The following is a 25852-nucleotide window of genomic DNA, read 5'->3' on the forward strand; positions in this document are numbered from 1 at the left end:
GCCGGGACGCACCGCAGCGGTTGCATTCGCGCCGCCCGGCCGCCATTTCTCGAACCATGAATCAGCAAGCCCAGCCGATGAAGGTCGGCATCATCCCCGTCACGCCGCTTCAGCAGAACTGCTCGCTGCTATGGTGCACAAGGACCATGCGCGGCGCTCTGGTGGATCCCGGCGGCGACCTGCCGAAGCTCAGGCAGGCGCTCCAGCAGACCGGGGTGACGCTGGAGAAGATTCTCGTCACGCACGGGCATCTCGATCATTGCGGGCAGGCGGGCGTGCTGGCCAAGGAAATGGGCGTGCCGATCGAGGGGCCGCAGGAGGAAGACCGCTTCTGGATCGCGCAGCTCGACGACGACGGTCCGCGCTGGAACATGGAAGCGCATACTTTCGAGCCCGACCGCTGGCTGGAGGATGGCGACAAGGTCGCGGTCGGCGAACTCGAGATCGACGTCCTGCATTGCCCCGGACACACCCCGGGCCATGTCGTCTTCTACCACGCGCCCAGCCGCTTCGCGATTGTCGGGGACGTGTTGTTCCAGGGCGGGATCGGACGCTGGGATTTTCCGCGCGGCAATCTGGAAGACCTCGTCAATTCGATTACCGGGAAGCTGTGGCCGCTGGGCGATGATGTGACATTCGTTCCGGGGCACGGCCCGGTGAGCACTTTCGGAGACGAGCGCCGCACGAATCCTTTCGTCAGCGATGCGGCGCTCGCACGCGGCCTGCCGGCCTAGAACCGTCCGAGCGCGATCAGGACCGCCATTGCCGAGAGCCCGACCAGGGTCAGCGCGGTAACGAGAAAGCCCACCGCGCGGAACGGGTTGGGCCCTGCGTTGTCCATGCCGAAAGCATGGCTCACGCGTGCGAGCATGTAGACCGAGCCGACGACCGCAAGCCATGTTCCGCCCTTGCCGGTCATTTCGATCGCGGCGACGAGGATCAGCACGAAAGGGGTGTTCTCGACGAAATTGGCCTGCGCGCGCATGCGCTGCATGAGCATCGGGTTGCCACCGTCTCCGTGCAGGATCTTGGCGTTGTAGCGCAGCTTGCCGGCGCGAAAGGCCAACCAGACGTTGATGACGGCGGCCGCGGCGGCAAGGCTCAAGGTCGTCTGCAGAATCATGGAATTGATCTCCCCTTTGATGCTGGCGTACATGAGGCAGGGAGGAACGGGTTGCAACTCGTGAGAATTCGGGTATAGGCGCGCCTTCGCAAGCCGCCGTGTCCGCAACGGTCATCGGCGGCATTTTTGACAAGAACGCATGTCCAGGAACAGGTGCCGAAATGGCTGTCCCTAAGAGAAAAACGACCCCGTCCCGCCGGGGTATGCGCCGCAGCCATGATGCCCTCAAGGCTGAAGCGTTCCACGAGTGCCCGAACTGTGGCGAGCTCAAGCGCCCGCACAACCTCTGCAACGCTTGCGGCCACTACAACGGTCGTGAGATCGTCGCGGTCGAAATCTAAGACGCCAAAAGTCTTCAGAGTTTCGAGTTTCGGAGATAGCCCATGAGTTTGCCGCGTATCGCCGTTGACGCGATGGGCGGTGACGAGGGCGTGCGCGTCATGATCGAGGGCGCCGCGCTTGCGCGCCGTCGGCATGACCGTTTCAAGTTCCTGCTGGTCGGGGACGAGACGCGGATCAAGGCCGCGCTCGAAAAGCACCCCAACCTGCGGGCAAGCTCCGAAATCCTGCATACCGATGATGTCATCAGCGGCGAGGACAAGCCGAGCCAGGCTCTGCGGCGTGCCAAGGGCACGTCGATGGGGCGGGCAATCGCTGCTGTGAAAAGCGGCGATGCCGGCGCGGCTGTCAGCGCAGGCAATACCGGCGCGCTCATGGCGATCGCCAAGCTGACGCTGCGCACGATGCCCGGCATCGATCGCCCCGCTCTGGCCGCCTTGCTGCCGACGCTGGGCGACAACGATGTCATCATGCTCGACCTCGGCGCCAATACCGAGTGCGACAGTCGCAACCTCGTGCAGTTCGCGATCATGGGTTCGGCCTATGCGCGCGTGGCCACGGGGCGCGATCAGCCGCGTGTGCGGCTGCTCAACATCGGTACCGAGGAAATCAAGGGCACCGATCTGCTGCGCGATGCCGCTGCCACGCTCAAGGAGGCGGCGGGCGACCTGTCGATTTCCTTCGACGGCTTCACCGAAGCCGACAAGATGTGCCAGGGCAACGTCGATGTCGTCGTGACCGACGGCTTTTCCGGCAATATCGCGCTCAAGGCGGTCGAGGGAACGGCACGATTCGTCGGCGACCTGCTGCGCCGCAGCTTTTCCAGTTCGCTGCGCTCCAAGATCGGCTTTCTGATCTCGCGTCCCGCCACCGAACTGCTCAAGCATCATCTCGACCCCAACAACCACAATGGTGCGGTGTTTCTGGGGCTCAATGGCATAGTCGTGAAAAGCCATGGCGGCGCCAACGCCGCAGGTGTGGCCAATGCCGTGGCGGTTACCGCGCGGCTCCTGGAGGAAAACGTGACCGAGCGCATTACTGCCGACCTCGCCCGGGTGGGCGGGGAAACCTGGCGCATGCCGCGCACACAGGAAGAGCGGGCCTGATGCTGCATTCGGTTCTGATCGGTACCGGTTCGGCGCTTCCGCGCCGCGCAGTCAGCAATGCCGAACTCGCGGAGCGTGTCGATACCAGCGACGAGTGGATCGTCGAGCGCACCGGCATTTCCAACCGCCACATCGCCGCGCCTGACGAGACGACGTCCAGCCTTGCCACGGATGCGGCGAAGAAGGCGGTCGAGGCGGCCGGGATAGAGGCGGAATCGATCGATCTGATCGTCCTTGCCACTGCCACGCCCGACCAGACCTTTCCGGCCACCGCGACCATCGTCCAGAACAACCTGGGCTGCCGGGGCGGGATTGCCTTCGATGTCGCCGCCGTGTGCTCGGGCTTCCTCTATGCACTGGGCGTTGCCGATTCGATGTTGCGCACGGGCGCGGCCAAGCGTGCCCTGGTGATCGGTTCGGAAACCTTCAGCCGAATCCTCGACTGGGAAGATCGCACGACCTGCGTCCTGTTCGGCGATGGCGCCGGCGCTGTCGTGCTCGAGGCACGCGAGGAAACCGGCGAGAAGCCGCGCGGCATCCTTGCCACCCGGCTGCATGCCGACGGTGCGCACAACCATCTGCTCTTCGTGGACGGCGGGCCTTCGACCACGGGGACGGTCGGCAAGGTTCGCATGAAGGGGCGCGAGGTGTTTCGTCACGCCGTCGTGAACCTGGCTGAAGTTCTTAAGGAAGTTCTTGAAGAATCAGGACTTACTACTGCGGATATTGATTGGCTGGTCCCGCATCAGGCCAATGCGCGTATCCTCGATGCAACGGCCAAGAAGCTGGGACTACCCGCCGAGAAGGTCGTGATGACGGTAGGACAGCACGCCAATACCTCCGCAGCATCGGTGCCGCTGGCGCTCGATCAGGCCGTTCGCGACGGCCGGATTGTCGAAGGCGACCTTGTCATGCTCGAGGCGATGGGTGGCGGCTTTACCTGGGGGGCAAGCCTGATTCGCATGTGAACTGTCCCCGGATGGTTCAATTGCAAGTTATATTATGCATAGCATTGCTTTCTGCGCGCTTTTTCATATTATGATCCCAGGGGTCGGCGCACAGAGGGGAAGCGGGCTTGATGCGCTCCACAGATACATTGACACGGGCGGAGATCGCCGAGGCTATCCATAGAAAGCTGGGTCTTTCCAGGGCGGAGTCGCTGGCTATGGTGGAGGAGATCCTCCAGCATATGTCGACGGCTCTCAGCGATGGAGAGAACGTCAAGATTTCGGGATTCGGGACTTTTCTGTTGCGGGACAAGGGGGAGCGGGTCGGCCGCAATCCCAAGACCGGCGTGGAGGTTCCGATAACCCCGCGTCGCGTCATGACGTTCCGTGCCAGCCAGATGCTCAAGGATCGCATCACCGGAACCTGAATGCCGGAGGCACGATGAACGGATCGCGCAAAGCTGTCGTGTTCCATGACGGGAAGGATCCCGGGGCGCTTCGTACGATTGGCGAAGTGGCCCGGGCGCTCGGCATACGCCAGCATGTCCTGCGATACTGGGAAGAGCAGTTTCCTGCCTTGCAGCCGGTCAAGCGCAGTGGCGGGCGCCGGTACTATCGGCCGGAGGACGTTGCCCTGATCGCGGAGATCGACCGGCTTCTGCACCGGGAAGGCTATACGCTGCGGGGGGCCTGCAAGGCGCTCTCGGAACGATCGACGGGGCCGCACGGGGCGTCCGGCGCGGATGAACCTGGGTCCGGCGTCGGTGGCATCGCGGACGACGATGTCCGCCGCCAGCTTCTGGATATTCGAAAGCAACTGGCAGAGGCGCTCGCTGCGGCCTGACCCGGTTAGGTCGACCGGGCTCAGTCGACCGGGCTGGGGCCGAGTGCGGGGTCGAGGTCCCGCGGGCGCACCAGATGCGTCAGCCGTCCGCAATTGTCCTCGATGTTGGCCCAGTCATCGATGTCGAGTTCGAGTACGGCATAGGCCGCTGTCGGGAACTTTTCCTCCACGATGTCGCGAAGAGGGCTGCTGCCGTCGTCGGGCACGAGATCGAAGATCAGGTCTTCCAGCCCCGGGTTGTGCCCGACGAGGATGATCGAGGGCGGATCTCCGTCCTGATCGCGAAGGACCTCCATGAGCGTCGCGGAATTGGCAAGGTATATGCGCCGGTCCCAGGTGATCGGCGGCGTTTCGCGCGCGGCTTCGCAAGCCAGTTCGAGTGTCTGCGTGACGCGGACCGCTGGAGAGGCGAGCACGCGTTTCCAGCCGACCGCATGTTCGCGGATATGCTTGCCCATGACGGCCGCGCCTTTCCGCCCGCGCGCGTTCAGCGGACGGTCGAAGTCACGCAGGCGCGCGTCGTTCCAGTCCGATTTCGCGTGGCGGAAAATTCCCAGGGTCTTCATGCAGGCATGCAGCTTTCGATGCTTTGGTTCGGGAGGAGCAGTCAGAGAAATCGCGGGACGTCTTCGCCTTCTTGCATGGTTTCACCTGAAGCATGGCCGGACACGCGATGTAAAGCCTCCTCCAGCGAAATCCGCCGAATCGGCGTGCCTGCGGGAAAGGCGCTGAGCAGGCGGGAGGGGAATGCCGAGGACAGGACAACGAAATGTCCGTGGTCGTCGCGGCTGCGGATCAGGCGCCCGAAGGCCTGCGCGAGCCGGGCGCGAATGATCGAATCGTCGTATGCCGAGCCTCCGCCCGCGAGCCGTCTGGCGCGGTGCAGGATCGAAGGGCGCGGCCAGGGTACCTGTTCCATCACCACCAGTCGCAGCGAATGGCCGGGCACGTCGACGCCATCGCGCAGGGCATCGGTGCCGAGCAGCGAGGCAGCGGGGTCGTCGCGGAAAATGTCGACCAGCGTGCCGGTGTCGATCGGATCGACATGCTGCGCGTAGAGGGGCAGTCCTGCGCGGGCGAGACGGTCGGCGATGCGGCCATGGACGGCGCGCAGCCGCCGGATCGCCGTGAACAGTCCAAGCGCGCCGCCGCCCGATGCCTCGATCAGCCGGGCATAGGCGGCAGCCAGCGCGGGTATGTCGCCGCGCGGCACGTCGGTGACGATCAGGACTTCGGCCTGATTGGCATAGTCGAACGGACTCTCCTGTGCAGAGAGGCGAGGCGCGACCCCGATGTGCCCTGTGCCCGAACGCGCGATGGCCTTGTCCCAGTCCTCCCCATCGCGCAGCGTGGCCGAGGTCATGATCACACCGTGCGCGGGTTCGAGCACGACCTTGGCGAAAGGCTTCATCGGGTCCAGCCAGTGGCGGTGGATTCCGATGTCGAATTCACGCGCTTCGGAACGTTCTACGGCCAGCCAGTCCACGAACTCGGGATCGGCCGGCCCGCCGAGCCGTTCGAGCAGGGCTTCCCAGGCGGAGAGCAGGTCGATGCGCCACGAAAGCGAATGGCGCGCGCCTTCGATACGTGCCCGTCCGGGGCCGTCGAGCCAGTCGGGCGGATCCTCGATCAGTGCTTCCAGTCTTACGCCGAGGCGGATCAGTGGCTGCCGCAGGTCGGACAGGGCCGCGCGTGCGCCTTGCGCGATCTCGACGAAGGCCCCGTCGAGCCCGGCTGCTTCGGTTTCCAACCCGTAGCCTGCTTCCTGACCGCCGCTTTCGTCGCGCGCATAGACCGTGGCGCGTACGGCCGCGAGCAGCTCCTCGATCGGCCCCCACGGAGAGCCTTCCGCGATGCGCTGCATCCAGCCGTCGCCCGGCAGGGCCTCGGCCGCAGTGCGGGCGGCGGTGATGGCCTTGCTGCCGGCCTCGTCGTAGCTGACGATGTCGGCCAGGCGCGCGGACAGGCCCCGCCGCCGCCCGCGCGAGGCCTTCTCGGGGCCGATGACCCACCGGCGCAGCTCGATCGTTTCGGTGCCCGTGAGCGCGGCGGCAAAGGTCGAATCGGCGGCATCGAAGACATGGTGTCCTTCGTCGAACACGATGCGCGTCGGTCGCGCCGCAGCGTCGCGCCCGCGCGCGGCATTGACCATGACGAGGGCGTGGTTGGCGATCACCAGATCGGCGCCCGCGCTGGCACGCGACGCGCGCTCGATGAAGCATTTGCGGTAGTGCGGGCAGCCGGCATAGACGCACTCGCCGCGCCGGTCGGTCAGCGAGGTGATCCCGCGCTGGCGGAACAGCGTGCCGAGCCAGCCGGGCAGGTCGCCGCCGATCATATCGCCATCGCGCGAATACGCGGCCCAGCGCGCCACGAGCTGCGCCAGGATCGCGGCCCGTCCGGCAAAGCCGCCCTGCAGCGCGTCTTCCAGATTGAGCAGGCACAGGTAGTTCTCGCGCCCCTTGCGCACCACGACCGGCCGGCTGCCGTCGGCACGCCGTTCCGGCCAGGCGCGCCGGCTTTCCTGCCGGAGCTGGCGCTGCAGCGCCTTGGTGTAGGTCGAGACCCAGACGGTGCCGCCGGCAAGGTCGCTCCATAGCGAGGCGGGGGCAAGATAGCCCAGTGTCTTGCCGATGCCGGTGCCCGCCTGGGCCAGCAGGACGCGCGGTTGCCCGGAGGTTTCGCGCGGTTCGAAGGCATAGGCGGCGTCGGCGGCATAGGCGCGCTGGCCGGAGCGCTGTTCGGCGCCGGCCCCGGTCAGGTGTTCGAGCCGGCCGAGCACGTCGGTTTCGCCCAGCACGACCTGCCGTGGCTGGGCGTGCTCGGGCGTTTCCTCCCATTCGGGCAGGCGCGAGAACAGCCAGCGTTCGGCGCGCTGCGGCTTGGCGATGCGCCCGGTCAGCAGCGTCGCCCAGGGCCAGCGCATGCGGACGAGCGATTGCAGCGCGGTCCAGGCGCCTTCGCGCTCCTGCCATTCGGCGGATTCGCAGGTGTCGAGAAGGACGCCCGCGGCCTGTTGCAGCAAGTGCGGCACGTCCGCATCGCCGCCCGGCTCGTCCAGGTCGAGCGCATGGGCAAGGCCCTTTGGGGTGGGCACCACGAAACGGGCAGGGTGCACGAAGGAGAAGAGTTCGAGCAGGTCGAGCCCTGAAAGGTCGGGATAGCCCAGTCGGGTCGCGACCAGCGGCGCATTGAGGATCAGCAGCGGGGTATCGGCCGCCGCCATGACTGCCTCGCCCTTGGAGATGGTGCGTGTCGCGTCCCTTTCACGCAGCCAGCAGCCGCCATGGCTGGCGTGGAGGGCGGAGAGGGGCAGGGCGGCCATGAACCCGTCTTAGGGGGCGGCGGGTGTCTTTGGAACGTCGCAGCCGCGCTCACTCACCGGAAAATACGCGTTGATACAAATTCAGGCCTTGCTTTAGATTGTTCTAGATATATCTTAGAGCCATCATGAAACACAGGAATACTGAAATGAGAAACAGGATGTTCAACCGCGGACAGGGCCGTCATGGCTGTGGCAATGACGATGGCATGGCGTGTGACGAGGTCCGGTCGATGCGAAATGGCCGGGGTGGCCATGGCCATGGCGTTCGCAGCCCGTTTGGCGGTGGCTGGGGCGGCTTTGGCGACGATTTCCCGGGCAGGCGCGGTGGCGGCCGAGGCATGGGGCATGGCGGCGGTCGTGGACCGGGCATGCGCGGTGGACGCCGCAAGCGCCTGTTCGACCAGAGCGAGTTGCAGACCCTTCTGCTGGCCCTCATCGTCGAGGCGCCGCGCCATGGCTATGATTTGATCCGCGAGATCGAAACGCTTTCCGGTGGCGACTACGCGCCGAGCCCGGGCGTCGTCTATCCGGCGCTGACCTACATGGAGGAATCGGGCCTGATCGCGGTCGTTGCCGGCGAAAGCGCGCGCAAGTCCTACGAGGCGACCGAGGAAGGCCGCAAGCAGGCGGAAGTCGATGCCGAGCAGGCGGTCGCGCTCAAGGCACGACTGTCGGCGCTGGCCGAACAGCGCGACAAGGTCGATCCGGCTCCGGTGCGCCGGGCCATGCAGGCGCTCAAGACCTCGGTTTTCGATCGCCTTTCGCGCGACGGAGCCGATCGAGAGCTGGTCCTGCAGATTGCAGATGCGATCGACGAAGCGACACGCAAAATCGAAAGGATCGAGTCGTGAACACGATCGCATCCAAGGTGAAGACCGCGAACGGCGGGAAGTATGTCCGGCAGCTGTGCAAGCACTGGAGCCACAAGCTGCAGACCGAGGTCGAGGGTGATAGCGGCAAGGTCGTCTTCCCCAATGCCGTCGCCACGATGGACGTGGATGACGAGGGCATAGCCATTGCGATCACCGGCGAAGACCGCGCCGAACTGGAACAGCTGACGGACGTCGTCGCGCGTCACCTTGACCGCTTCGCCTTCCGCGAGGCGCCGCTCGGCTACGACTGGACCTGGCGCGAGGCCGCCTGATCGACCTCAGGAACCAAAGACCGAAGGCTCGAGCGGCATGCCCTGCGCCGCCATGCCTTCGGTCAGGTTCCTGATCGTGGGCTGGGCGTCCGGGCTTGCGGCGCTGGCATGCAGCGCGGCGAGTTCCTCCTGCAGCGACTGGCCGGGAGCGTTTGTTCCGTTGCGCGTGCGTGCCGGACATCGCCGCTGAAATCGACGAGACCGACATTGTGCAGGACGAAAGCCTGTGCCTCGGCCTCGGCTGTTATTGCCGGCTGCGCGAGCGTGGCCGCGCACAGCGGCGCCAGATACATGGCAATACAGCGGCGCGAGGTCGGCATGATCTATTCCCCTTCACGGCGCGCAATATGCTGCCCCTTGCCGCACGCACACCCCTCTGCGGCCGGGAGCCGCCGAAGGTCAGCCGGCCTTGTTCACCAGCAGGGGTTCCTTGAAGGTGTGGGTCACGTAAGGGAACGGGATCTCGATTTCCGCATCGTCGAGCGCGCGCTTGATCGCCTTGATCACGTCGCCCTTGGTCATGCGCAGGTCGCGCTGCAGGGAATCGGACCACCATTGAACGAGGAAATCGACCGAGCTTGAATTGAACTCCTGCGCGACGACCAGCACGGGCTTGTCCTTGCTGACGTGTTCGATGCTCTCCAGCGTATCGGTGATGATCTTTTCGGCCTGCTCCAGATCGGTGTCGTAGGAAACGCCGACGATGACCTCGTTGCGGCGCAGGGCCGCGTCGGTGATGATCTTCACCGGGTTCTTGAACAGCATGGAATTGGGCACGACGGTAAGCTCGTTCGAGAGTTGCCGGATGTGCGTTTCGCGCAGGGTGATCTGTTCGACCCGTCCCAGGATGCCGTTGCATTCGATCACGTCATCGATGTCCATCTTGTCGCGCAGCATGATCAGCACGCCGGCCAGGAAGTTCTCGAAGATGTCCTGAAAGGCGAAGCCGATGGCCAGCGCGCCGATGCCGAGGCCGGCGAAGGCACTGCCGGGCGTGAAGCTCGGAACGGCGACTGTCAGCGCGATGATGACCCCGCCGACCCAGATGCCCAGACGCACCAGGGTCTCCAGCAATTGCCTCAGGTCTCTGCGGATCTGCGCGTGCCGGGTAATCCGGTTCGTGATCTTCGTCGCAAAGCGGGTAACGACGAAAGTGACGAGCAGGATGGCAAGTGCGATGATCAGGGACGGGACGGCATGCACGAAGCTTTCGCTCATGCTTTGCAGCTGGTTTTGCAGGGTGGTGATATAATCCAATGAAAACGGGTCCTTTTGTTGCATTCATTTCCTAACTGACATCGAGGGGGAATGTTTCCAAGCAGCTTCGCACTTGCGAAACACGCACAATTCGCCAATGAGCGCGGCCATGACTGACAATGCCCTGATCGAAGCCGCCTGTGTGTCCAAGGCCTGGCCCTTCCAGGAGGCCCAGAAGCTGCTGAAGCGGTACCCGAACGGGAAACCGGGCGGCGAACCTGTGCTGTTCGAGACCGGCTATGGGCCCTCGGGCCTGCCGCACATCGGTACCTTTCAGGAAGTCCTGCGCACGACGCTGGTGCGCCGGGCCTACGAGACGCTGACCGGCGGTGCGCCGACGCGCCTCGTCGCGTTTTCCGATGACATGGACGGCCTGCGCAAGGTGCCCGACAACATTCCCAACGCGGACCTGCTCAGCGCCAACCTCGGCAAGCCCCTGACGCGGATACCGGACCCGTTCGGAAAGTTCGAAAGCTTCGCGCACCACAACAACGCCATGCTGCGTGAATTCCTCGATCGCTTCGGTTTCGAATACGAGTTCGTCTCGGCGAGCGACCGCTACAATTCGGGAGGCTTCAATGCTGCGCTGACCGAAGTGCTGGCGCATTACGATGCCATCATGGGCGTTATGCTGCCCACGCTGCGCGAAGAGCGGCGCAAGACCTATTCGCCGGTACTGCCGGTGTCGCCGACGAGCGGCGTCGTCCTGCAGGTTCCCGTCGAGGTGCTCGATCCCGCCACCGGCATGATCCGGTTTACCGATAGCGACGGCACGGTCGTCGAGCAGTCGGTCTTCGGCGGACAGGCCAAGCTGCAGTGGAAGGTCGACTGGGCGATGCGCTGGTATGCGCTCGGCGTCGACTACGAGATGTGCGGCAAGGACCTGACCGATTCGGTCACCCAGTCGGGCAAGATCGTGAACATACTGGGTGGCCGGAAGCCCGAAGGGCTGATCTACGAACTGTTCCTCGACGAGAACGGCGAGAAGATTTCCAAGTCCAAGGGCAACGGCCTTACCATCGACCAGTGGCTGACCTACGGTACGGAGGAGTCGCTTGGCTTCTACCTGTTCCGCGAGCCCAAGAGCGCCAAGCAGCTCCATGTCGGGGTGATCCCCAAGGCGGTCGACGAGTACTGGCAGTTCCGCGGCAACCTCGCGGGCCAGCCGCTCGAGAAGCAGCTCGGCAATCCGGTCTGGCACCTGCTGCGCGTGAACGGTTCGGGAGAAGGCGCGGGCGATACGCTTCCGGTCACGTTCTCGCTGCTGCTCAACCTTGTCGGCGTGCTGGGGGCGGATGCGACGGCGGAGCAGGTCTGGTCCTATCTTGGCAACTATGTGGCCGAGGCGACGCCCGAAGCGCATCCGGAGCTGGGCGAACTGGTGCGCGCGGCGCTGGCCACCAATCGCGATTTCATCGCGCCCACGCTGGTGCGCCGTGCGCCGACCGCGAATGAAGCCGCGGCGCTGAAGGCGCTCGACGCGGAACTGGCCAAGGCGGGGCCCCACACAAGTGCCGAGGAGCTGCAGAACACGGTCTACGAGATCGGCAAGGATGAAGCCTACGGGTTCGGGAACCTGCGCGACTGGTTCAAGGCGCTCTACGAGACGCTGCTCGGTTCGTCGCAGGGGCCGCGCATGGGCAGCTTCATCGCGCTCTACGGCGTGCCGGAAACGCGCAAGCTGATCGCTGAGGCTCTCGCGGCCTGACGGCGCGCTACTGCCAGCTGCGGACCCTGTACCACTTGGTCACGACGTATTTCACGCCGCGCACGACAGGGCGCGCGGCGTGCATCGTCCAGGGATTGGGCGTGCCGTCGGGCAGAGCGTTGTTCCAGAGCAGCAGGCATCCGGTGAGCGGCGGAACGCTGAGATGGACGCGGGTGAACTCGGTCGCGCCGCCTTCGTCCACGCAGTTCAGGTAGATCATCGCGGTCCAGCTGCGCTGTCCGCCGCAGCGCCGCTCGTGCTGCCAGTAACCTGCATTGGTGTCGAACCAGTCGCAGTGTTCGCGGAAGTACTGGCCGCAGCGGTAGCGCTGTCCCTGTGCGGACTCTCCGCAGGCCGGCGGGATGCCGGTAAGCGCGGCGAGGCGGTCTTCGAGCGTGCGTACCGTGGTATCGTGCACGTCGATGTCGCCGGAGTAGCTGGTGCGATAGTCGGGCCAATGCTCTTCATCGATGAGGCCGGACGGACAGGCCACGGCATCGATCTGGCCCACCAGCCGGGCGCATTCCTCGGCGCCGAGGAAGCCGTCGACGGCATAGACTTCGGCCCTGTCTTCCGGAAAGCGTTGCACCGCAGGATTGTCGGCCAGCCGCTCGCGCACGGCCGCGCCGATCCTGGCAAGCATCTTGCGATCCGGATGGGAAACGCCTGTCATCGAAACGACAGACTACGCACGTTGGCGGCGGGATCAATCGCCTCTGTAAAAAAGCAGTCGCGCCGGTGTCGTCGTCAGGAAAAAGCCCCCGGGGCCTGCGTGAGGTTCGGGGGCTCTTTCGTATTCTCGTGCTTACCAGAAGAAGTCGTAGATCACGTCGACCACTTCACCGGTGTAGATATTCACCAGAAGCACGTCGTCGTAGTAACGGACCCAGCGGTAAGGACCGTAGACTGGCGGCAGGCGGTAGTACCACGGATCGGTGATCCAGTAGCGGCTGCCATAGAACAGCGATCCCAGCGTGATGCCGATGCCGACACGGCGATACCTGTAGCCGTAATAGGGCGTGTAGTAGCGGCCGATGCGGTAGGTCGAGCGGTTGCGGGCACGATAGCTGCGCCAGTCGTAGCGGTTGTTGCGCCGCCACGAACGGTTGTCCCACCGCCGGACGTTGCGATTATCCAGGCGATTGTCGCGCCGGTCGTAGCGGTTGTCGCGCCTGTCATCGCGGCGGTCGGTGCGCTGGTCACGGCGGTCGTTCTGCCAGGCGTTGCGGTTGTCCCGCCTGTCGTCGCGCCGTTCGGTACGCTGGTCGCGACGGTTGTCCTGCCAGGCATTGCGGTTATCGCGTTGCTGGGTGCGCTGGTCGCGGTTGACCCTCGTGTTGTACGGTGTCGTGGCGCGATTGCGTGTCTCCGTCTGGACACGTTCCTGCGTGCGAACCTGGTTCTGCGTCGGGATCTGGCGTTGCGTCTGGACCTGGCGCTGCGTCTGGGCCTGGCGCTGCTCGTATCGGGGCTGCGGGTTTTGCGGGTTCCGCGTCGGCCTGGAGTCGCTGCGGGTGCCTTGCGGCCGGCTGGAACGCTCCGAGCGCTGCGTGCGTTGCTCATTGCGCTGTTCGAACCGGGTTTGCTGCGGCGCGGCGCTCGCAATGTCGGGCAGGATCATGCCGACGATGGCGACAGCCATTGTTCCCCAGGCACCGGCCGAAAGCAGTCCTTTCGTCTTCAGTGTTTTTCCGTTGGTCATCTTACCGGCTCCTAACCGGACTTGCCGCAGTAGTGCTGCGGCGCATCCTCAAGATGTTCATTTCATCACGCACATTCAATATTCCGACGGCGATGTCTCAAAGGTGAACCATGAGGTTGCTTCCTGTTAATGACAGGGGTCAACAAAATGAACGGGCCGCCGTTCCTTCGCGGAGCGGCGGCCCGTTCATTTCAACGGCTGGCTGCGAGCGCGCGCTGCGCCCGCAGGCTTTTCGTCAGCGCGTCAGCTTCTTGTAGGCAAGGCGCGTCGGACGGTCGGCCGCATCGCCCATGCGGCGGCGCTTGTCTTCTTCGTAGGCCTCGAAGTTGCCTTCGAACCATTCGACGTGGCTGTCGCCCTCGAAAGCGAGGATGTGCGTGGCCAGACGGTCGAGGAAGAAGCGGTCGTGCGAGATCACCACGGCGCAGCCCGCGAAGTTCTCGATAGCCTCTTCCAGCGCGCCCAGCGTCTCGACGTCGAGGTCGTTGGTCGGTTCGTCGAGCAGCAGCACGTTGCCGCCCTGCTTGAGCATCTTGGCGAGGTGCACGCGGTTGCGTTCACCGCCCGAGAGCTTGCCGACGTTCTTCTGCTGGTCCTGACCCTTGAAGTTGAAGGCGCCGACATAGGCGCGTGTCGACATGTCGTGGCCGTTGACCTTCATGTAATCCAGCCCGTCCGAGATTTCCTCCCAGACGTTGTGCTTGTCGTCCAGATGGTCGCGGTTCTGGTCGACGTAGCCCAGGTGCACTGTCTGGCCGATCTCGATCGTACCGGTGTCGGGCTTTTCCTGTCCGGTGATCATCTTGAACAGCGTGGACTTACCCGCGCCGTTGGGGCCGATCACGCCGACGATGCCGCCCGGCGGCAGGATGAACGAGAGATCCTCGAACAGCAGCTTGTCGCCGAAGGCCTTGGAGATGCCCTTGGCTTCGATGACCTTGCCGCCCAGACGCTCGGGCACCTGGATGACGATTTGCGCCTTGCCGGGGGTACGCTGGTCCTGTGCGTTCTGCAGTTCCTCGAACTTGCGGATACGGGCCTTCGACTTGGTCTGGCGTCCCTTGACGCCGGCTCGGATCCATTCGAGCTCGTCCTTGATCGCCTTCTGGCGGCCGCTTTCCTCGCGCTCTTCCTGCGAAAGGCGCTTGGCCTTCTTCTCCAGGTAGGTCGAGTAGTTGCCCTCGTAGGGGAAGTACTTTCCGCGGTCGAGTTCGAGGATCCAGCCCACCACGTTGTCGAGGAAGTAGCGGTCGTGGGTGATCATCAGCACGGCGCCGTGGTATTCGGCGAGGTGGTTTTCCAGCCAGTCGACGCTTTCGGCATCGAGGTGGTTGGTGGGTTCGTCCAGCAGCAGGATGTCGGGCTTCTGGATCAGCAGGCGGGTAAGCGCGATGCGGCGCTTTTCACCGCCCGAAAGGCTTCCGACTTCCCAGTCGCCCGGCGGGCAGCGCAGCGCTTCCATCGCGACTTCGAGCTGATTGTCGAGCGTCCAGCCGTCGACCGCGTCGATTTCGCCCTGCAGCGTGCCCATTTCCTCCATGAGCGCATCGAAATCGACGTCCTCGGGCGGGTCGCCCATGATCATCGAGATCTCGTTGAAGCGGTCCAGCTTGTCGGCGATGTCGCGCGCGCCGTCCTTGACGTTTTCCAGAACGGTCTTGGTCGGGTCGAGCTGCGGTTCCTGTGGCAGATAGCCGACGGAGATGTTCTCGCCCGGCCAGGCTTCGCCGGTGAAATCGGTGTCGATGCCTGCCATGATCTTCATCAGGGTCGACTTGCCGGCGCCGTTGGGGCCGACGATGCCGATCTTGGCACCCTGGTAGAACTGCAGGGAGATATTCGAAAGTACCGGCTTCTGGGCGCCGGGGAAGGTCTTGGTCATGCCCTTCATGACGAAGGCGTATTGAGCGGCCATCGGGTTCCTCTGGGATCGAGCAATTGCTGGAGATTTGCGCGCCGCTCTACAGGGCAGGGCGGGGATTGCCAAGGGCGCTGGCCCCGTGGCGTTCGGGTTTACGCGAAACGCGCGGAATGTGTTTTCCCGTCGAGGCGCAGCGCTGCCCCGGCATGGGCGAAAATCTGCGCTCTGGGGGCATGAGAGGCCTCGCCGGGATGTGACCTTTCCCCTGCGGCGAATGTTGCGCTGTCTGTCGGTGAGGCGACGCGTCATGCGGGCATTATCTTCGAAAACGGGGGCTGTAGGACAGCGAAATCGGTGTGCGGTGTCCCCATCGGAAGCGTGGACCCTCAGGGTGGCCGGAAAAGATCGCAAATCATGCGGGCAGAGCGGAACCCATCGCGTGACGAGGCGTTCCCGCTGTATCGGGACCTGCCACTTCATCTCGAAGGAGAAACGGCATGCGGACGCTTGCAGCGGGTGCAATTCTGGCGGCGGCGCTGGCTACCGGAGCAGTGGTTTACGCGCAATCGGTTCATCCGCCTGTTTCGACATCGGGCGCGGTTCACGCGGGCACGGTTCAGGACGGTCGGTTTGCCGATCAGATGGGGCCCATGGGGCCCATGGGACGAGGCGGTCGCGGAAGGGGGATGTTCCCACGACACCATTTTGCGATGATGCAGGGCATTCCCGCGCCCTACGATGCGATGACCAACCCCCTGAAGCCGACGCCGGCGACGCTCGAGCGTGGAGCTGCGGTCTATGCCCAGAACTGCGAAATGTGTCACGGCAAGCAAGGGCTGGGCGACGGGCCGGCGGCCGCCGGCCTTACGCCGGCTCCGGCCGATCTGGCCTGGCTGTCGAACATGCCGATCGGGCAGTGGGACGGCTTCATCTACTGGACCGTGGCCGAGGGCGGCGCACCGTTCGGGTCGGCGATGCCGGCCTACAAGAACAGTCTCTCGAAGGACCAGATCTGGGCGGTGACCACCTACGTCGAGGCGCATTTGCCGTCAGAGCCCAAATAGGTCCGTAACGCATTGAACAGCCGGACGAAGCTGCGCGGTCGCCATCATTTTCGACCGCGCGGCGATGTGCTTGTGGAGGCCGCGACACTGGCCGATTGGCAACTTCGGCGAAGCACGTTACCCATGTCGCCCATGCTTCGCACCTCCCCCCTTGCGGCGCTCCTTGCAGCGGCCGCCATCGCCCCGTTTTCTTCCACCACCGCCGGCGCAACGCCGACCGAAGGTTCAGGCGTCGCCTGGGACATCGTCGAAGGCCTGACGACCGAGATCGGGCCGCGTATGGCGGGAACCGAGGCGGAAGCCCGCGCGCGGGTCTGGGCCGAGGCCCGGCTCAAGGCTCTGGGCTTCAGCAATGTGAAGATCGAACCCTTCCGCACCCTGGCGTGGCAGCGTGGTCCCGAGAATGCCCAGCTGACCGCGCCGTACCAGCAGCCGTTGGCGATTACCGCGCTCGGCTTTTCGGTGCCCACGCCTGCCGGGGGGCTGAAGGCCGATATGGTCTATTTCCCGACACTGGCCGCTCTCGAGGCCGCGCCGGACGGGTCGCTGAAGGGCAAGGTGGCCTTCGTCGATCACGCCATGCGCCGCACGCAGGACGGTTCGGGCTACGGCCCTTATGGCAACGTGCGGCGCATGGGGCCGAGCATCGCCTCTGCCAAGGGCGCTGCCGCTATCGTCATCCGCTCGGCGGGAACCGACAGCCACCGCATGCCACACACCGGATCGACCGTCTGGCCCAAGGACGTGAAGCCGATCCCGGCGGGGGCGGTTTCCAATCCCGATGCCGACCTGATTGCCCGTATCGCCGGGCGGGGCAAGACCATGAGCATCGACCTCACGCTGATGGGCAAGCCTTTCCCCGATGCACCTTCTGGCAATGTCGTGGCCGAGCTGCCCGGGCGCGATCCCTCGCTGCCGATGATCCTGCTCGCCTGCCATCTCGATTCCTGGGACCTGGGGACCGGCGCGATCGACGATGCTTCGGGCTGCGGCATCGTAACCGCCGCCGCGCTGGCTGCGCAGAAGGACGGCAAGACCCTGCGCACGATCCGCGTGCTGTGGTCGGGCAATGAAGAGATGGGCATGAGGAACGGCGGTGGCGACCACTATGCCTTCCTGCATGGGGGCGAGAAGCACGCCATCGCCATGGAGAGCGATTTCGGCGCGGATCGCGTCTGGCAGCTCAAGATGTCGCTGAACGAGGACAACGCGGCGCTGGGCGAGAAGATCAAGGCCGCGCTCTGGCCGATGGGCGTCGTGTCCTATTCCGGGCGGGCGCATGGCGGCGCCGACGTGGGCAAGATCATCAGGGAGCAGAACCTTGCCGTGATCGATCTGGGTCAGGACGGCATGCACTATTTCGACCTGCATCACACGCCCGACGACACGATGGACAAGGTCGATCCGGTGGCGCTGCAGCAGAACGTCGATGCCTGGACTGCCGTGCTCAAGGTGATCGCGAACGAACCGGGCGACATCGGCAAGGTGGCCGCCGAAGAGGGCGGGGAATAAGTGCGGCCTGCCGCCGGACGCGCGGGGACTGAGGGAAAGACGAAAAGACGGTTCCCCAGCTTCGCGCGGCGGCTCAGCCCGCCGCGGCGATCCGCTCGGCGACCGAGACCAGCCGCTTCGCCTGCTCCAGGTGCAGCAGTTCGGTCATCTTGCCGTCCACGCGGATCGCGCCCTTGCCCTGGTTCTCCGGCTGCTTGAAAGCCTCGATCACGGCGCGGGCCCATGCCAGGTCCGCTTCGCCGGGGCTGAACACCGTGTTGCACGGATCGACCTGTGCGGGGTGGATCAGGCTCTTGCCGTCGAAGCCGAACATCAGGCCCTGCCGGGCCTCGGCCTCGAACACGTCGAGGTCGCGGAATTCGTTGCACACGCCGTCGAGAATGGCGAGGCCGTGCGCGCGTGCGGCGGCGACGGCCATCGAGAGGAACGGCAGGAAAGGGGTACGGCACGGCGTAAGCTGCGCGCGCATTTCCTTGGCGAGATCGTTGGTTCCCATGATCCACAGCGATAGCCGCGAGGACGGGGCCATTGCCGCAATGTCCTTGAGGTTGAACATTGCCTCGCAGGTTTCGATCATCGCCCACAGCTGCATGGACGAGGGCGCCTTTTCGAGCGCTTCCTCGTATCGGCCGATGTCCTGCGTGCAGCCGACCTTGGGAACCAGCACCGCATCTGCCTTCGAGGCGGCAATGGCGGCGATGTCTTCCGCGCCCCATTCGGTGTCGATGCCGTTGGCGCGGATCGCCACTTCGCGATGGCCGAAGCCGCCTTCCTCGACCGCGGCGACGGCGGCCGCGCGGGCCTCGGCCTTCAGTTCGGGGGCGACCGCGTCCTCCAGATCGAGCACGACGATGTCGCAGGGCAACGTGCGCGCCTTGGCGATCGCCTTGGCGTTCGAGGCGGGCAGGTAGAGCGCGCTGCGGCGCGGGCGGTCGGAAGCTGCAGTCATGACGGGGCATCCTTTCGGCTGGGCCGCCCTCTTGCGTTTGGCGTCGCCGCGGCGTCAAGAGGCGGCGCGTGGGGACAGGGCCGGAATTACCCGATGGTGTCGAGAATCCGTTCGCTCTCGCGCCACAGGCGCGCCGCGGCTTCGTCGTCGCGGGCCTGCGGGGCGGGCTCTTCCTCGGCGAGGTCGTGGAAATAGCGCCCGCCGTCGCGGCCCAGTTCGGGCGCAATGGCCATCCACACGATGGTCCGCGCGGGTGATTCGGGCGCGACGCATTCGTTGGCGGCCATGTAGGCCTTCATCGTATCGTCGCCATGGCTGGCGAAGTTCGAGCCCACGCGTCCCGGATGCATCGCCTGCGCAATGATGCCCTTGTCCGCCAGTCGCCGGTCGAGTTCGCGGGTGAACAGCAGGTTGGCGAGCTTGGCCTGGCAATAGGCCACGGCGGGGCCGAAGTTCTCGTCTCCGAACATCATCAGATCGTCCCAGCGCATGCCGGGGCAGCCCATGTGGCCGCTCGAGGAGACGGCGATGACGCGCACGGTTCCTTCAGGGCTTTCCGCGGCGGTCTTTTCGAGCAGCGGCAGCAATTCGCGCGTCAGCAGGAACGGGGCGAGGTGGTTCGCCGCAAAGGTCGCTTCCAGCCCCTCGGACGTGCGGTAGCGCGCATCGCGCACGCCGCCCGCGTTGTTGACCAGCACATCGAGGCGGTCGGTCAGCGAGGCGATTTCGCCGGCAACACGGCGTACGTCCGCCATCTCGGTGAAGTCTCCGCGCAGGAAATCTACCCGTGCGGCGGGGGCCGCAACGGCGCGAATGGCCTCTTCGGCATCGGCGCAACGCTGCGGATCGCGGCCGACGCCGATCACGTGCCAGCCCATGCGGGCGAAGGCTTCGGCGCTGGCCTTGCCGATGCCCGAACTGGCGCCGGTGATTACCACGGCTTGCGTCGAAGCGGTTTGCGGTTGGGTCATGGCTCTATCCTTGCGATGGTGTCAGATGGCCGGCGCGATGCGTTGCGCGTCCGGTTCGAGGCGCGGCGGCTGGTCGCCGCGTCCCGTCATGAAGAAGCAGAGCGCCCCGACGATGGTCAGGGCGGCGGCGATGATCAGGAACATGTCGAAGCGCGCCGTTGCGCCCAGCGTCATGCTCAGCACGATCGAGCCGAAGGCGGTGGCAAGGCCCATCGAGGCGATCAGGAAGCTGTAGATCAGGCTGAAATGCGTCAGGTCGAACGTGCGCGAGGTCAGGTAGGCGCCGATGTCGCCTTCCGCGCCCTGCGCCAGGCCGACAAGCAGCACGGCGGCGGCCAGCAGCCAGCCCTGTTCGGCCGGCGAAGCCAGGATCATGAAACCGATGGCGGGCAGGCCGAGTGCGGCGAGGGCCACGATCTGCGGCGATATGCGGTCGAGCGCGATGCCGCTGAGGAACCGGCCGACGACCACGCCCACCGCGTAGAGCGAAACGATCCAGGTCGCCAGCTGGCTTGCCGCGCCGCTTTCGATCAGCACCAGCTTGAGCTGCGAGGACACGATTACCTGGGGCACGTTGCAGAAGAACATGCCCGCCACGATCAGCAGAAACGAGGGGTGGCGCAGGATCGCGACGAATTCTGCGCGTCCGATCGCGCGTGCCTTGTGCTCCGCCGGTTCGTCGGTCGCACTGCCTGTCCGCGGTCGCCTTCCGACGAGCGTCACCGCGACGATACCGCCGATGGCGGAGAGCAGCGCCAGCAGGCGATAGGCCGCGCGCCATCCCTCGGCCTCGATCACTTCGCCCACCAGCGGGACGACGGCGGCGCCCACCAGCGGCGCGCCGCTCATCAGCACGGACAGTGCCATCCCGCGTGCGAGATCGAAACGCTGGACGATGACGCGGCTGAACACCAGCGTCGTCGTCAGCACGCCGAACAGGTGCTGGACGACGGTGATCGCGAAGAACTCGTAGATGTCGCCGCGCATCAGGCTGAAGGCGAAGAAGGTGAGCGGCACCACCGCGAAACCTGTGCCCGCCGCAATGCGCGCGCCGTAGCGGTCGGTGAACCGGCCCCAGAACGGGACGACGACCATGCTGGCAAGGCCGAGCGTTCCGACCAGCGCGAATTGCGCCTTGTCCCATCCGAACTCGGCGATCAGCGCCGGCGCGAAGAGGTTCGTCATGTAATGGTTGAGCGCCGAGCCCAGGGCGAGACCGAGCATGGCGCCGAGCAGCATGGGCCAATTGACCCTGAATTCGCGGAAATAAGCCACGTTGTGCATCTCTCTCCTGTTGCGCCCGCTGTTGCGGGTCGCGGGTATTGGCATTCGGCTTCAGCGCGGTTCGGCACCTTTCAGAAACAGGCGTATCGCGAAACGCACCCGCCGGTCGATGTCGGTGCGGCCAAGTTCATTGCCTGACAGGATGAACCGAACGGGACCGCTGACAACCATGCTCATGAAGACACTGGCCGCCAGCAGCGGATCGTCGATGGCAAGGCGGCCGGCCGCCGTCTCGCTTTCGAGGATCTCGGCCAGGAAGCGCACCGTGGGCAGGGCGGCGATGTCGTAATAGGTCTGGAAGATGTCCGGGAAGCGGTAGGATTCGGTGTTGATCAGCCGCTGGAGTTTGGCGCCGTCCGGCGTCGAGACGAGATCGATGCGCAGCATGGCGATGTTGACGAGCGTCTCGTCAAGGCTTTCGGCGCGCGTGCCCTCGATGACCTCCTGCGATACCGCACGCCGTTCGGTCCCGCGTCGGACCGAAGCGCGGAACAGCGCGGTCTTGTCCTCGTAGCGGGCATAGACGGTGCGCTTGGTCATGTTCACGTCGGCAGCGATCGCCTCGATCGTGGTCGCTTCGAAACCCTTATCGAGAAAATGGTCGAGCGCCCGCGCGAGCAGCATTTCGTGCCGCGCGCGGGCCTGTTCGCGCGTGGGGCGTCCGGCGCGCACGGGGGAGGCGGGCGCTGTTTGCGCGGTCGAATTTCCGGCGGTGTGATCGAGCATGGCCCGATTGGAACCGATTTCGCTTGCGCTGCCAAGTGAATCAGCAATAATGAAACGCATAAGATGCCATTAATCGAGTCGCCGTGGTCTGTCCAGAGCCAGTGCGTCTCGGAAGAAAAAGGAGAGAAGCCGATGGGTGTCGCAGCCGACAAACTCATGGCCCTGGTGGCCAGTCCCGACCGTTTCACGTTTTCCGCGGACGAACTGCGCGAAACGCAGATCGCCGCGCTCGACGAGCGGTTTCAGGATCGCAGGGACAGGATCAAGCTGCTGTCGCTGCGGGCGCGCGACGCGGGGATCGAGAAGATCGAGCGGATTGCCGACATCGTCCCTGTGCTGTTTCCGCACACGGCCTACAAGTCCTATCCCGAAGGCTATCTCATGGATGAGCGCTGGGACCGCCTGACCAAGTGGCTCGGCACCATTTCGCCCTATCCGATCGAGGGTGTTTCGCTGGAAGGGATCGAGGGCGTCGACGACTGGATCGAGCGTCTGGCCGCGAAGGGCTATTTCATCTCCTGTTCGAGCGGCACCACCGGCAAGTCTGCGATGCTGATAGCCTCGCAGAAGGACATGGACTGGTCGAAGATCGACACGGTCAACGTGTTCTCCTGGGGCTCGGGCGTGAAGCCCGCGCAGGACCGGCTGATCGTGGGCTGCGCGCCCGTGGCCGTGGTGCCCAAGAACGCCACTATCGCGCAGGCGCAGTACGAGGCATTCGCTAATCCCGAATGGCCGCGCTGGACCTATCCGGTGCCGCCGATCACCGTCGGCTCGCTGACTTCGATGGTGGTCATGCGCAAGAAGATCGCCGAGGGCACCGCCCGTCCGGATGAAATCGCGCAGTTCGAGGAAACTTCCGCCATGCGCGCCAAGGCCGTGGCAGACGCGGTGCCTGCCACCGCGCAGTTCATCATCGAGAATCGCGATAAGAAACTGCAGCTTTCGGGCCTGTGGAGCGGGCTGTGGCAGGTCGCCAAGGTAGTGCGCGATGCTGGTTACGGGCGCGAGGACTTCAACCCCGACAATTCGATCTACGTCGGCGGCGGGCTCAAGCGCGCGCAGCTTCCCGACGACTATCAGGAATATGTCTTCGAGACCTTCAACATTCCCGCAGACCGCCACTTCCAGAACTACTCGATGCAGGAACTCAACTCGGGCATGCCCAAGTGCCGCGAGGGCGGCCGCTATCACGTGCCGCCGTGGATCGTGCCGGTGCTGCTGGACAAGTCGGGCGATGCCGCGCTCGATCACACTTCTGGCGAGATGGAAGGCCGGGCGGCGTTCTTCGATCTCTCGCTCGACGGGCGCTGGGGCGGCGTGATTACCGGCGACAAGATCTCGCTCGATTTCAGCCCCTGCAAGTGCGGCAATCACGGTCCTTCGATCCGCGACAACATCGTGCGCTACGCCGATCTCGAAGGGGACGACAAGATCGGTTGCGCCGGCACGATCGACGCATACGTGCGAGGTGTATCATGAGCAACGTGACCGAAGTGCAACCGGCCGAGGATCTCGTCTCGGCCCCGTTCTTCCTGCGTGGCGAAGTGCTCCACGGGTCGGATGTGATCCAGAAGTCGCGAGACCTTGGCGTTACCTTCGCGACGCCGCGCATCCCGTTCGACAGGGCCGTGCCGTCGCGTACCGAAGTGCCGCCGCTGCTCAACGTGCCGCTGGCCGAGATCATCGACTTCCTCGTCGAGACCGGGCAGCGGCTGGTGGCCAGCGACAACGATCACATGCAGGAATGCATCGAGCGGATGTGCCGCACGCATATCCTGCCGCGCGCGGTGGTCGAGAATACCGCGCGCCATGCGGCGGCCTATCTGGACAAGCGCATCCTGATGGCGGAAGTCGGGCAGAACTTTCCCGATCCGCGCGCGCTCGACGAATGGGTGCCCAAGCAGGACTTCACCGGCCGCAAGAGCTTCGTGCGCGCCTTCGCGCCGCGCCTGATCCACGTGCTGCCGGGCAATTCGCCCGGCGTGGCGGTGAAGTCCGTGGCGCAGGGCTCTATGGTCAAGGCCGTGAACCTGTTCAAGATGAGCAGTGCCGACCCCTTCACCATGGTCGCGATCCTGCGCACCATGGCGGACATCGATCCGGAGCATCCCATCGTGAAGTCGATGTCGGCGGTCTACTGGCGCGGCGGCGACGATGCGACCGAGCGCGTGCTCTACCGCCCGCAGTACTTCGACAAGATCGTCGCCTGGGGCGGCGGCGATGCGATCAACAACGTCATCAAGTACCTCGGCCCGGGCTTCCAGCTCGTGTCTTTTGATCCCAAGACCTCGATCTCGATGGTGGGCCGGGAGGCCTTCGTCGATGACGCAACCATCGACCGGGTGGCGGACTTGTGTTCGACCGACGTCATGACGCTCAACCAGGAGGCCTGCGTCGCCAGTCGCTACCAGTTCGTGGAAGGGCCGCAGGAAAACGTCGACCGCTTCTGCGAGCGGCTGCATTTCCACATTGCCCGCCGCGCGGCCGAGAGCGGCGATGTGCGCAAGCTGGACCAGGACATGCGCGAGGCGGTCGAGATGATGATCATGATGGACGACGAGTTCGGCGTCTGGGGTCGCACCGATGGCAAGGGGCTGGTGGTCCGTTCCGACGAGCCGGTCGATTTCCACCCGATCAACAAGACCGCCAATGTCGTGCGGGTCGACAGTCTCGACGATGCGGTGAAGTGGATCAACGTGGCGACGCAGACGGTAGGCTTCTATCCCTTCGACCGCATGGCCGACTATCGTGACCGGCTGGCCGCCGGCGGCGCGCAGCGGATCGTCCATCTGGGCGAGGCAGGGCCGTCCACGATCGGCAATCCGCACGACGCAATGTATCCCCTGCATCGCTTCGTGCACTGGATGGTGCACGAGGACGGTGTGGCACCCGCCTGAATCGTTCTCTTGCGCGCTGGAAACCCATCGCCTGCGCGGAATAGTCTCGCCTGAAAGCATTTTCGCCCGGCTCGCCACTTGCCTGCCTGCGCGGTTGCGCTAGGCATCAAGGCCAATTGAGGTGGCGCGACGCGTTTAGGCGCCGACATACCCGATGGAGGATCAAGAATACCATGGCCGTTGAAATCCTGCTTCCGAAGATCGGCTTCTCGATGCAAGAGGGCCAGGTCGCCGAATGGCTCGCGAACGATGGCGATCAGGTGACCGAAGGCCAGCCGCTGTTCTCGCTTGAGGCCGACAAGTCGACCAACGAAGTCGAGGCACCGGCGTCCGGTACGCTCAAGATCGTCGCGCAGACCGGCGAGACTTACGAGGTCGGCACCATTCTCGGCTACATCGAGTAAAACCGCGCGGTGCAAGCGTCGGGGCCGGCTGGACAAAATGGTCAGGCCGGTCCAGACTGCCGCCATGCGCAAATTGCTTGTCCCGATCGCCGCGCTGATAGCGCTCTCGCTGCCGTCGGCTGCTTTTGCCGAATTGCCGGTCGGCAACAAGGCACCGATGTTCCGTACGTCGGTGGCGCTTGCGGGCAAGACGATGCGCTTCAGCCTGCGCACCAAGCTGCGACAGGGGCCGGTGGTGGTCTACTTCTACCCGAAGGCATTTACCCAGGGCTGTACCCTGGAAGCGCATGCCTTTGCCGAGGCGATCGACGAGTTCACCGCGCTCGGCGCGACGGTCGTTGGGCTTTCGGCGGACGATCTGCCCACGTTGCAGAAGTTCTCTACCGAGGCATGCCGCAACAAGTTCCCGGTCGGCGTGGCCTCGCCGCAGATCATCAAGGGCTACGATGTCGAGCTGGCCCGGCCCGGAACGGCCACCAGCATGACCAAGCGTACCAGCTATGTCATTGCGAAAGACGGCACGATCACAATGGTTCATTCGGACATGGACTATCGCGAGCACGTCAAACTCACGCTGGCTGCGGTGAAGAAGCTGGCCAGGCAGCCCTGACGGCGCGCCTGACGACAATCACGGCCTCTTGAAAGTAACCGGCCAAGCCGGGTAAGGGCGTCGCTTTCCGCACGGA

26 protein-coding genes are annotated in these 25852 nt (G+C 64.9%); 15 read left to right on the forward strand and 11 right to left on the reverse strand.

From position 1 onward, the window contains the following. Positions 1 to 56 precede the first annotated feature (56 nt). Positions 57 to 734 (forward strand): MBL fold metallo-hydrolase, encoded by a 678-nt coding sequence (locus NZK81_RS07820; protein ID WP_311202074.1) that lies wholly within the window; start codon positions 57 to 59, stop codon positions 732 to 734. Here NZK81_RS07820 and NZK81_RS07825 read toward each other — a convergent pair. After that, positions 731 to 1123 (reverse strand): MAPEG family protein, encoded by a 393-nt coding sequence (locus NZK81_RS07825; RefSeq protein ID WP_260045559.1) that lies wholly within the window; start codon positions 1121 to 1123, stop codon positions 731 to 733. The two genes, NZK81_RS07820 and NZK81_RS07825, sit on opposite strands and share 4 nt — an antisense overlap. Before the next feature lie 161 nt (positions 1124 to 1284). Here NZK81_RS07825 and rpmF point away from each other — a divergent pair, with 161 nt between their 5' ends. The 5 genes from rpmF to NZK81_RS07850 all read left to right on the forward strand — a co-directional run bounded on the left by rpmF (position 1285) and on the right by NZK81_RS07850 (position 4359). Beyond that, positions 1285 to 1464, forward strand: a complete 180-nt coding sequence (gene rpmF, locus NZK81_RS07830; RefSeq protein WP_039284222.1) for a 50S ribosomal protein L32 — start codon at positions 1285 to 1287, stop codon at positions 1462 to 1464. 42 nt (positions 1465 to 1506) lie between these two features. Further along, positions 1507 to 2568, forward strand: coding sequence for a phosphate acyltransferase PlsX (gene plsX, locus NZK81_RS07835; RefSeq protein WP_260045560.1), 1062 nt, complete (start codon positions 1507 to 1509; stop codon positions 2566 to 2568). Then, positions 2568 to 3536 (forward strand): beta-ketoacyl-ACP synthase III, encoded by a 969-nt coding sequence (locus NZK81_RS07840; RefSeq protein ID WP_311202075.1) that lies wholly within the window; start codon positions 2568 to 2570, stop codon positions 3534 to 3536. The genes plsX and NZK81_RS07840 overlap by 1 nt, the downstream gene beginning before the upstream one ends. A 110-nt stretch (positions 3537 to 3646) precedes the next feature. Continuing rightward, positions 3647 to 3943 carry an integration host factor subunit alpha gene (locus tag NZK81_RS07845; RefSeq protein ID WP_260045561.1) on the forward strand — a complete coding sequence of 99 codons (297 nt, stop codon included), beginning with the start codon at positions 3647 to 3649 and terminating at the stop codon, positions 3941 to 3943. 14 nt (positions 3944 to 3957) lie between these two features. Continuing rightward, positions 3958 to 4359 carry a MerR family transcriptional regulator gene (locus NZK81_RS07850; protein ID WP_260045562.1) on the forward strand — a complete coding sequence of 134 codons (402 nt, stop codon included), beginning with the start codon at positions 3958 to 3960 and terminating at the stop codon, positions 4357 to 4359. A 20-nt stretch (positions 4360 to 4379) separates the two neighbouring features. Here NZK81_RS07850 and NZK81_RS07855 read toward each other — a convergent pair whose 3' ends face one another. Next, on the reverse strand, positions 4380 to 4925 hold the full coding sequence (locus tag NZK81_RS07855; protein ID WP_260045563.1) for a SixA phosphatase family protein: 546 nt from the start codon (positions 4923 to 4925) through the stop codon (positions 4380 to 4382). 41 nt (positions 4926 to 4966) lie between these two features. After that, entirely contained in the window at positions 4967 to 7684 is a 2718-nt protein-coding gene (locus NZK81_RS07860) for an ATP-dependent DNA helicase (protein ID WP_260045564.1), read from the reverse strand. 146 nt (positions 7685 to 7830) lie between these two features. Here NZK81_RS07860 and NZK81_RS07865 point away from each other — a divergent pair, with 146 nt between their 5' ends. Then, positions 7831 to 8535 (forward strand): PadR family transcriptional regulator, encoded by a 705-nt coding sequence (locus NZK81_RS07865; RefSeq protein ID WP_260045565.1) that lies wholly within the window; start codon positions 7831 to 7833, stop codon positions 8533 to 8535. Beyond that, positions 8532 to 8828 (forward strand): DUF2218 domain-containing protein, encoded by a 297-nt coding sequence (locus tag NZK81_RS07870; protein WP_260045566.1) that lies wholly within the window; start codon positions 8532 to 8534, stop codon positions 8826 to 8828. The genes NZK81_RS07865 and NZK81_RS07870 overlap by 4 nt, the downstream gene beginning before the upstream one ends. 399 nt (positions 8829 to 9227) lie before the next feature. On the opposite strand, the gene NZK81_RS07875 is transcribed toward NZK81_RS07870, so the two are convergent. Next, entirely contained in the window at positions 9228 to 10085 is an 858-nt protein-coding gene (locus NZK81_RS07875; RefSeq protein ID WP_260045567.1) for a mechanosensitive ion channel family protein, read from the reverse strand. Between the two features lie 109 nt (positions 10086 to 10194). Here NZK81_RS07875 and NZK81_RS07880 point away from each other — a divergent pair, with 109 nt between their 5' ends. Continuing rightward, entirely contained in the window at positions 10195 to 11793 is a 1599-nt protein-coding gene (locus tag NZK81_RS07880; RefSeq protein WP_260045568.1) for a lysine--tRNA ligase, read from the forward strand. A gap of 7 nt (positions 11794 to 11800) precedes the next feature. Here NZK81_RS07880 and NZK81_RS07885 read toward each other — a convergent pair whose 3' ends face one another. The 3 genes from NZK81_RS07885 to ettA form a co-directional block, all read right to left on the reverse strand. Further along, positions 11801 to 12436, reverse strand: a complete 636-nt coding sequence (locus NZK81_RS07885) for a 2OG-Fe(II) oxygenase (protein WP_260045569.1) — start codon at positions 12434 to 12436, stop codon at positions 11801 to 11803. Between the two features lie 162 nt (positions 12437 to 12598). Further along, positions 12599 to 13495: an RcnB family protein gene (locus NZK81_RS07890; RefSeq protein ID WP_260045570.1), complete on the reverse strand. Its 897-nt coding sequence runs from the start codon at positions 13493 to 13495 to the stop codon at positions 12599 to 12601. Between the two features lie 235 nt (positions 13496 to 13730). Then, a complete protein-coding gene (ettA, locus tag NZK81_RS07895; RefSeq protein ID WP_260045571.1) occupies positions 13731 to 15410 on the reverse strand; it encodes an energy-dependent translational throttle protein EttA in 1680 nt (559 codons plus the stop codon). 443 nt (positions 15411 to 15853) lie between these two features. Here ettA and NZK81_RS07900 point away from each other — a divergent pair, with 443 nt between their 5' ends. Both NZK81_RS07900 and NZK81_RS07905 read left to right on the forward strand, forming a co-directional pair. Beyond that, a complete protein-coding gene (locus NZK81_RS07900) occupies positions 15854 to 16420 on the forward strand; it encodes a c-type cytochrome (RefSeq protein ID WP_260045572.1) in 567 nt (188 codons plus the stop codon). Positions 16421 to 16552: 132 nt separating this feature from the next. Next, the gene (locus tag NZK81_RS07905; protein ID WP_260045715.1) at positions 16553 to 17932 is read left to right on the forward strand and encodes a M28 family peptidase; all 1380 of its coding nucleotides are present in this window, start codon (positions 16553 to 16555) and stop codon (positions 17930 to 17932) included. A gap of 73 nt (positions 17933 to 18005) precedes the next feature. Here the strand turns inward: NZK81_RS07905 and NZK81_RS07910 are convergent, their stop codons facing one another. From NZK81_RS07910 to NZK81_RS07925, 4 genes are all read right to left on the reverse strand, one after another. Beyond that, a complete protein-coding gene (locus NZK81_RS07910; RefSeq protein WP_260045573.1) occupies positions 18006 to 18881 on the reverse strand; it encodes an HpcH/HpaI aldolase/citrate lyase family protein in 876 nt (291 codons plus the stop codon). A gap of 86 nt (positions 18882 to 18967) precedes the next feature. Next, entirely contained in the window at positions 18968 to 19852 is an 885-nt protein-coding gene (locus NZK81_RS07915) for an SDR family NAD(P)-dependent oxidoreductase (protein ID WP_260045574.1), read from the reverse strand. Positions 19853 to 19873: 21 nt separating this feature from the next. Further along, a complete protein-coding gene (locus NZK81_RS07920; protein ID WP_260045575.1) occupies positions 19874 to 21136 on the reverse strand; it encodes an MFS transporter in 1263 nt (420 codons plus the stop codon). A gap of 51 nt (positions 21137 to 21187) precedes the next feature. Next, the gene (locus NZK81_RS07925; RefSeq protein ID WP_260045576.1) at positions 21188 to 21862 is read right to left on the reverse strand and encodes a TetR/AcrR family transcriptional regulator; all 675 of its coding nucleotides are present in this window, start codon (positions 21860 to 21862) and stop codon (positions 21188 to 21190) included. A 132-nt stretch (positions 21863 to 21994) separates the two neighbouring features. Between NZK81_RS07925 and NZK81_RS07930 the strand changes: the two genes are divergently transcribed. From NZK81_RS07930 to NZK81_RS07945, 4 genes are all read left to right on the forward strand, one after another. Beyond that, a complete protein-coding gene (locus tag NZK81_RS07930; protein ID WP_260045577.1) occupies positions 21995 to 23344 on the forward strand; it encodes a hypothetical protein in 1350 nt (449 codons plus the stop codon). Continuing rightward, positions 23341 to 24762 (forward strand): acyl-CoA reductase, encoded by a 1422-nt coding sequence (locus NZK81_RS07935; protein WP_260045578.1) that lies wholly within the window; start codon positions 23341 to 23343, stop codon positions 24760 to 24762. The genes NZK81_RS07930 and NZK81_RS07935 overlap by 4 nt, the downstream gene beginning before the upstream one ends. A 173-nt stretch (positions 24763 to 24935) precedes the next feature. Then, complete coding sequence (locus NZK81_RS07940) at positions 24936 to 25166, forward strand: lipoyl domain-containing protein (RefSeq protein ID WP_260045579.1); 231 nt, start codon at positions 24936 to 24938, stop codon at positions 25164 to 25166. Between the two features lie 64 nt (positions 25167 to 25230). Next, positions 25231 to 25776 carry a peroxiredoxin gene (locus tag NZK81_RS07945; RefSeq protein WP_260045716.1) on the forward strand — a complete coding sequence of 182 codons (546 nt, stop codon included), beginning with the start codon at positions 25231 to 25233 and terminating at the stop codon, positions 25774 to 25776. The last annotated feature ends 76 nt before the right edge of the window (positions 25777 to 25852 follow it).

Origin of the sequence: Novosphingobium mangrovisedimenti, from assembly GCF_025153475.1 — a bacterium.
GTDB lineage: Bacteria > Pseudomonadota > Alphaproteobacteria > Sphingomonadales > Sphingomonadaceae > Novosphingobium > Novosphingobium mangrovi_A.

Coding starts and splice junctions, on each gene's coding strand:
- NZK81_RS07820 (WP_311202074.1), top strand. CDS start 57: ATGAATCAGCAAGCCCAGCCGATGAAGGTCGGCATCATCCCCGTCACG.
- NZK81_RS07825 (WP_260045559.1), bottom strand. CDS start 1,123: ATGATTCTGCAGACGACCTTGAGCCTTGCCGCCGCGGCCGCCGTCATC.
- rpmF (WP_039284222.1), top strand. CDS start 1,285: ATGGCTGTCCCTAAGAGAAAAACGACCCCGTCCCGCCGGGGTATGCGC.
- plsX (WP_260045560.1), top strand. CDS start 1,507: ATGAGTTTGCCGCGTATCGCCGTTGACGCGATGGGCGGTGACGAGGGC.
- NZK81_RS07840 (WP_311202075.1), top strand. CDS start 2,568: ATGCTGCATTCGGTTCTGATCGGTACCGGTTCGGCGCTTCCGCGCCGC.
- NZK81_RS07845 (WP_260045561.1), top strand. CDS start 3,647: ATGCGCTCCACAGATACATTGACACGGGCGGAGATCGCCGAGGCTATC.
- NZK81_RS07850 (WP_260045562.1), top strand. CDS start 3,958: ATGAACGGATCGCGCAAAGCTGTCGTGTTCCATGACGGGAAGGATCCC.
- NZK81_RS07855 (WP_260045563.1), bottom strand. CDS start 4,925: ATGAAGACCCTGGGAATTTTCCGCCACGCGAAATCGGACTGGAACGAC.
- NZK81_RS07860 (WP_260045564.1), bottom strand. CDS start 7,684: ATGGCCGCCCTGCCCCTCTCCGCCCTCCACGCCAGCCATGGCGGCTGC.
- NZK81_RS07865 (WP_260045565.1), top strand. CDS start 7,831: ATGAGAAACAGGATGTTCAACCGCGGACAGGGCCGTCATGGCTGTGGC.
- NZK81_RS07880 (WP_260045568.1), top strand. CDS start 10,195: ATGACTGACAATGCCCTGATCGAAGCCGCCTGTGTGTCCAAGGCCTGG.
- NZK81_RS07885 (WP_260045569.1), bottom strand. CDS start 12,436: ATGCTTGCCAGGATCGGCGCGGCCGTGCGCGAGCGGCTGGCCGACAAT.
- NZK81_RS07890 (WP_260045570.1), bottom strand. CDS start 13,495: ATGACCAACGGAAAAACACTGAAGACGAAAGGACTGCTTTCGGCCGGT.
- ettA (WP_260045571.1), bottom strand. CDS start 15,410: ATGGCCGCTCAATACGCCTTCGTCATGAAGGGCATGACCAAGACCTTC.
- NZK81_RS07900 (WP_260045572.1), top strand. CDS start 15,854: ATGCGGACGCTTGCAGCGGGTGCAATTCTGGCGGCGGCGCTGGCTACC.
- NZK81_RS07905 (WP_260045715.1), top strand. CDS start 16,553: ATGCTTCGCACCTCCCCCCTTGCGGCGCTCCTTGCAGCGGCCGCCATC.
- NZK81_RS07910 (WP_260045573.1), bottom strand. CDS start 18,881: ATGACTGCAGCTTCCGACCGCCCGCGCCGCAGCGCGCTCTACCTGCCC.
- NZK81_RS07915 (WP_260045574.1), bottom strand. CDS start 19,852: ATGACCCAACCGCAAACCGCTTCGACGCAAGCCGTGGTAATCACCGGC.
- NZK81_RS07920 (WP_260045575.1), bottom strand. CDS start 21,136: ATGCACAACGTGGCTTATTTCCGCGAATTCAGGGTCAATTGGCCCATG.
- NZK81_RS07925 (WP_260045576.1), bottom strand. CDS start 21,862: ATGCTCGATCACACCGCCGGAAATTCGACCGCGCAAACAGCGCCCGCC.
- NZK81_RS07930 (WP_260045577.1), top strand. CDS start 21,995: ATGGGTGTCGCAGCCGACAAACTCATGGCCCTGGTGGCCAGTCCCGAC.
- NZK81_RS07935 (WP_260045578.1), top strand. CDS start 23,341: ATGAGCAACGTGACCGAAGTGCAACCGGCCGAGGATCTCGTCTCGGCC.
- NZK81_RS07940 (WP_260045579.1), top strand. CDS start 24,936: ATGGCCGTTGAAATCCTGCTTCCGAAGATCGGCTTCTCGATGCAAGAG.
- NZK81_RS07945 (WP_260045716.1), top strand. CDS start 25,231: ATGCGCAAATTGCTTGTCCCGATCGCCGCGCTGATAGCGCTCTCGCTG.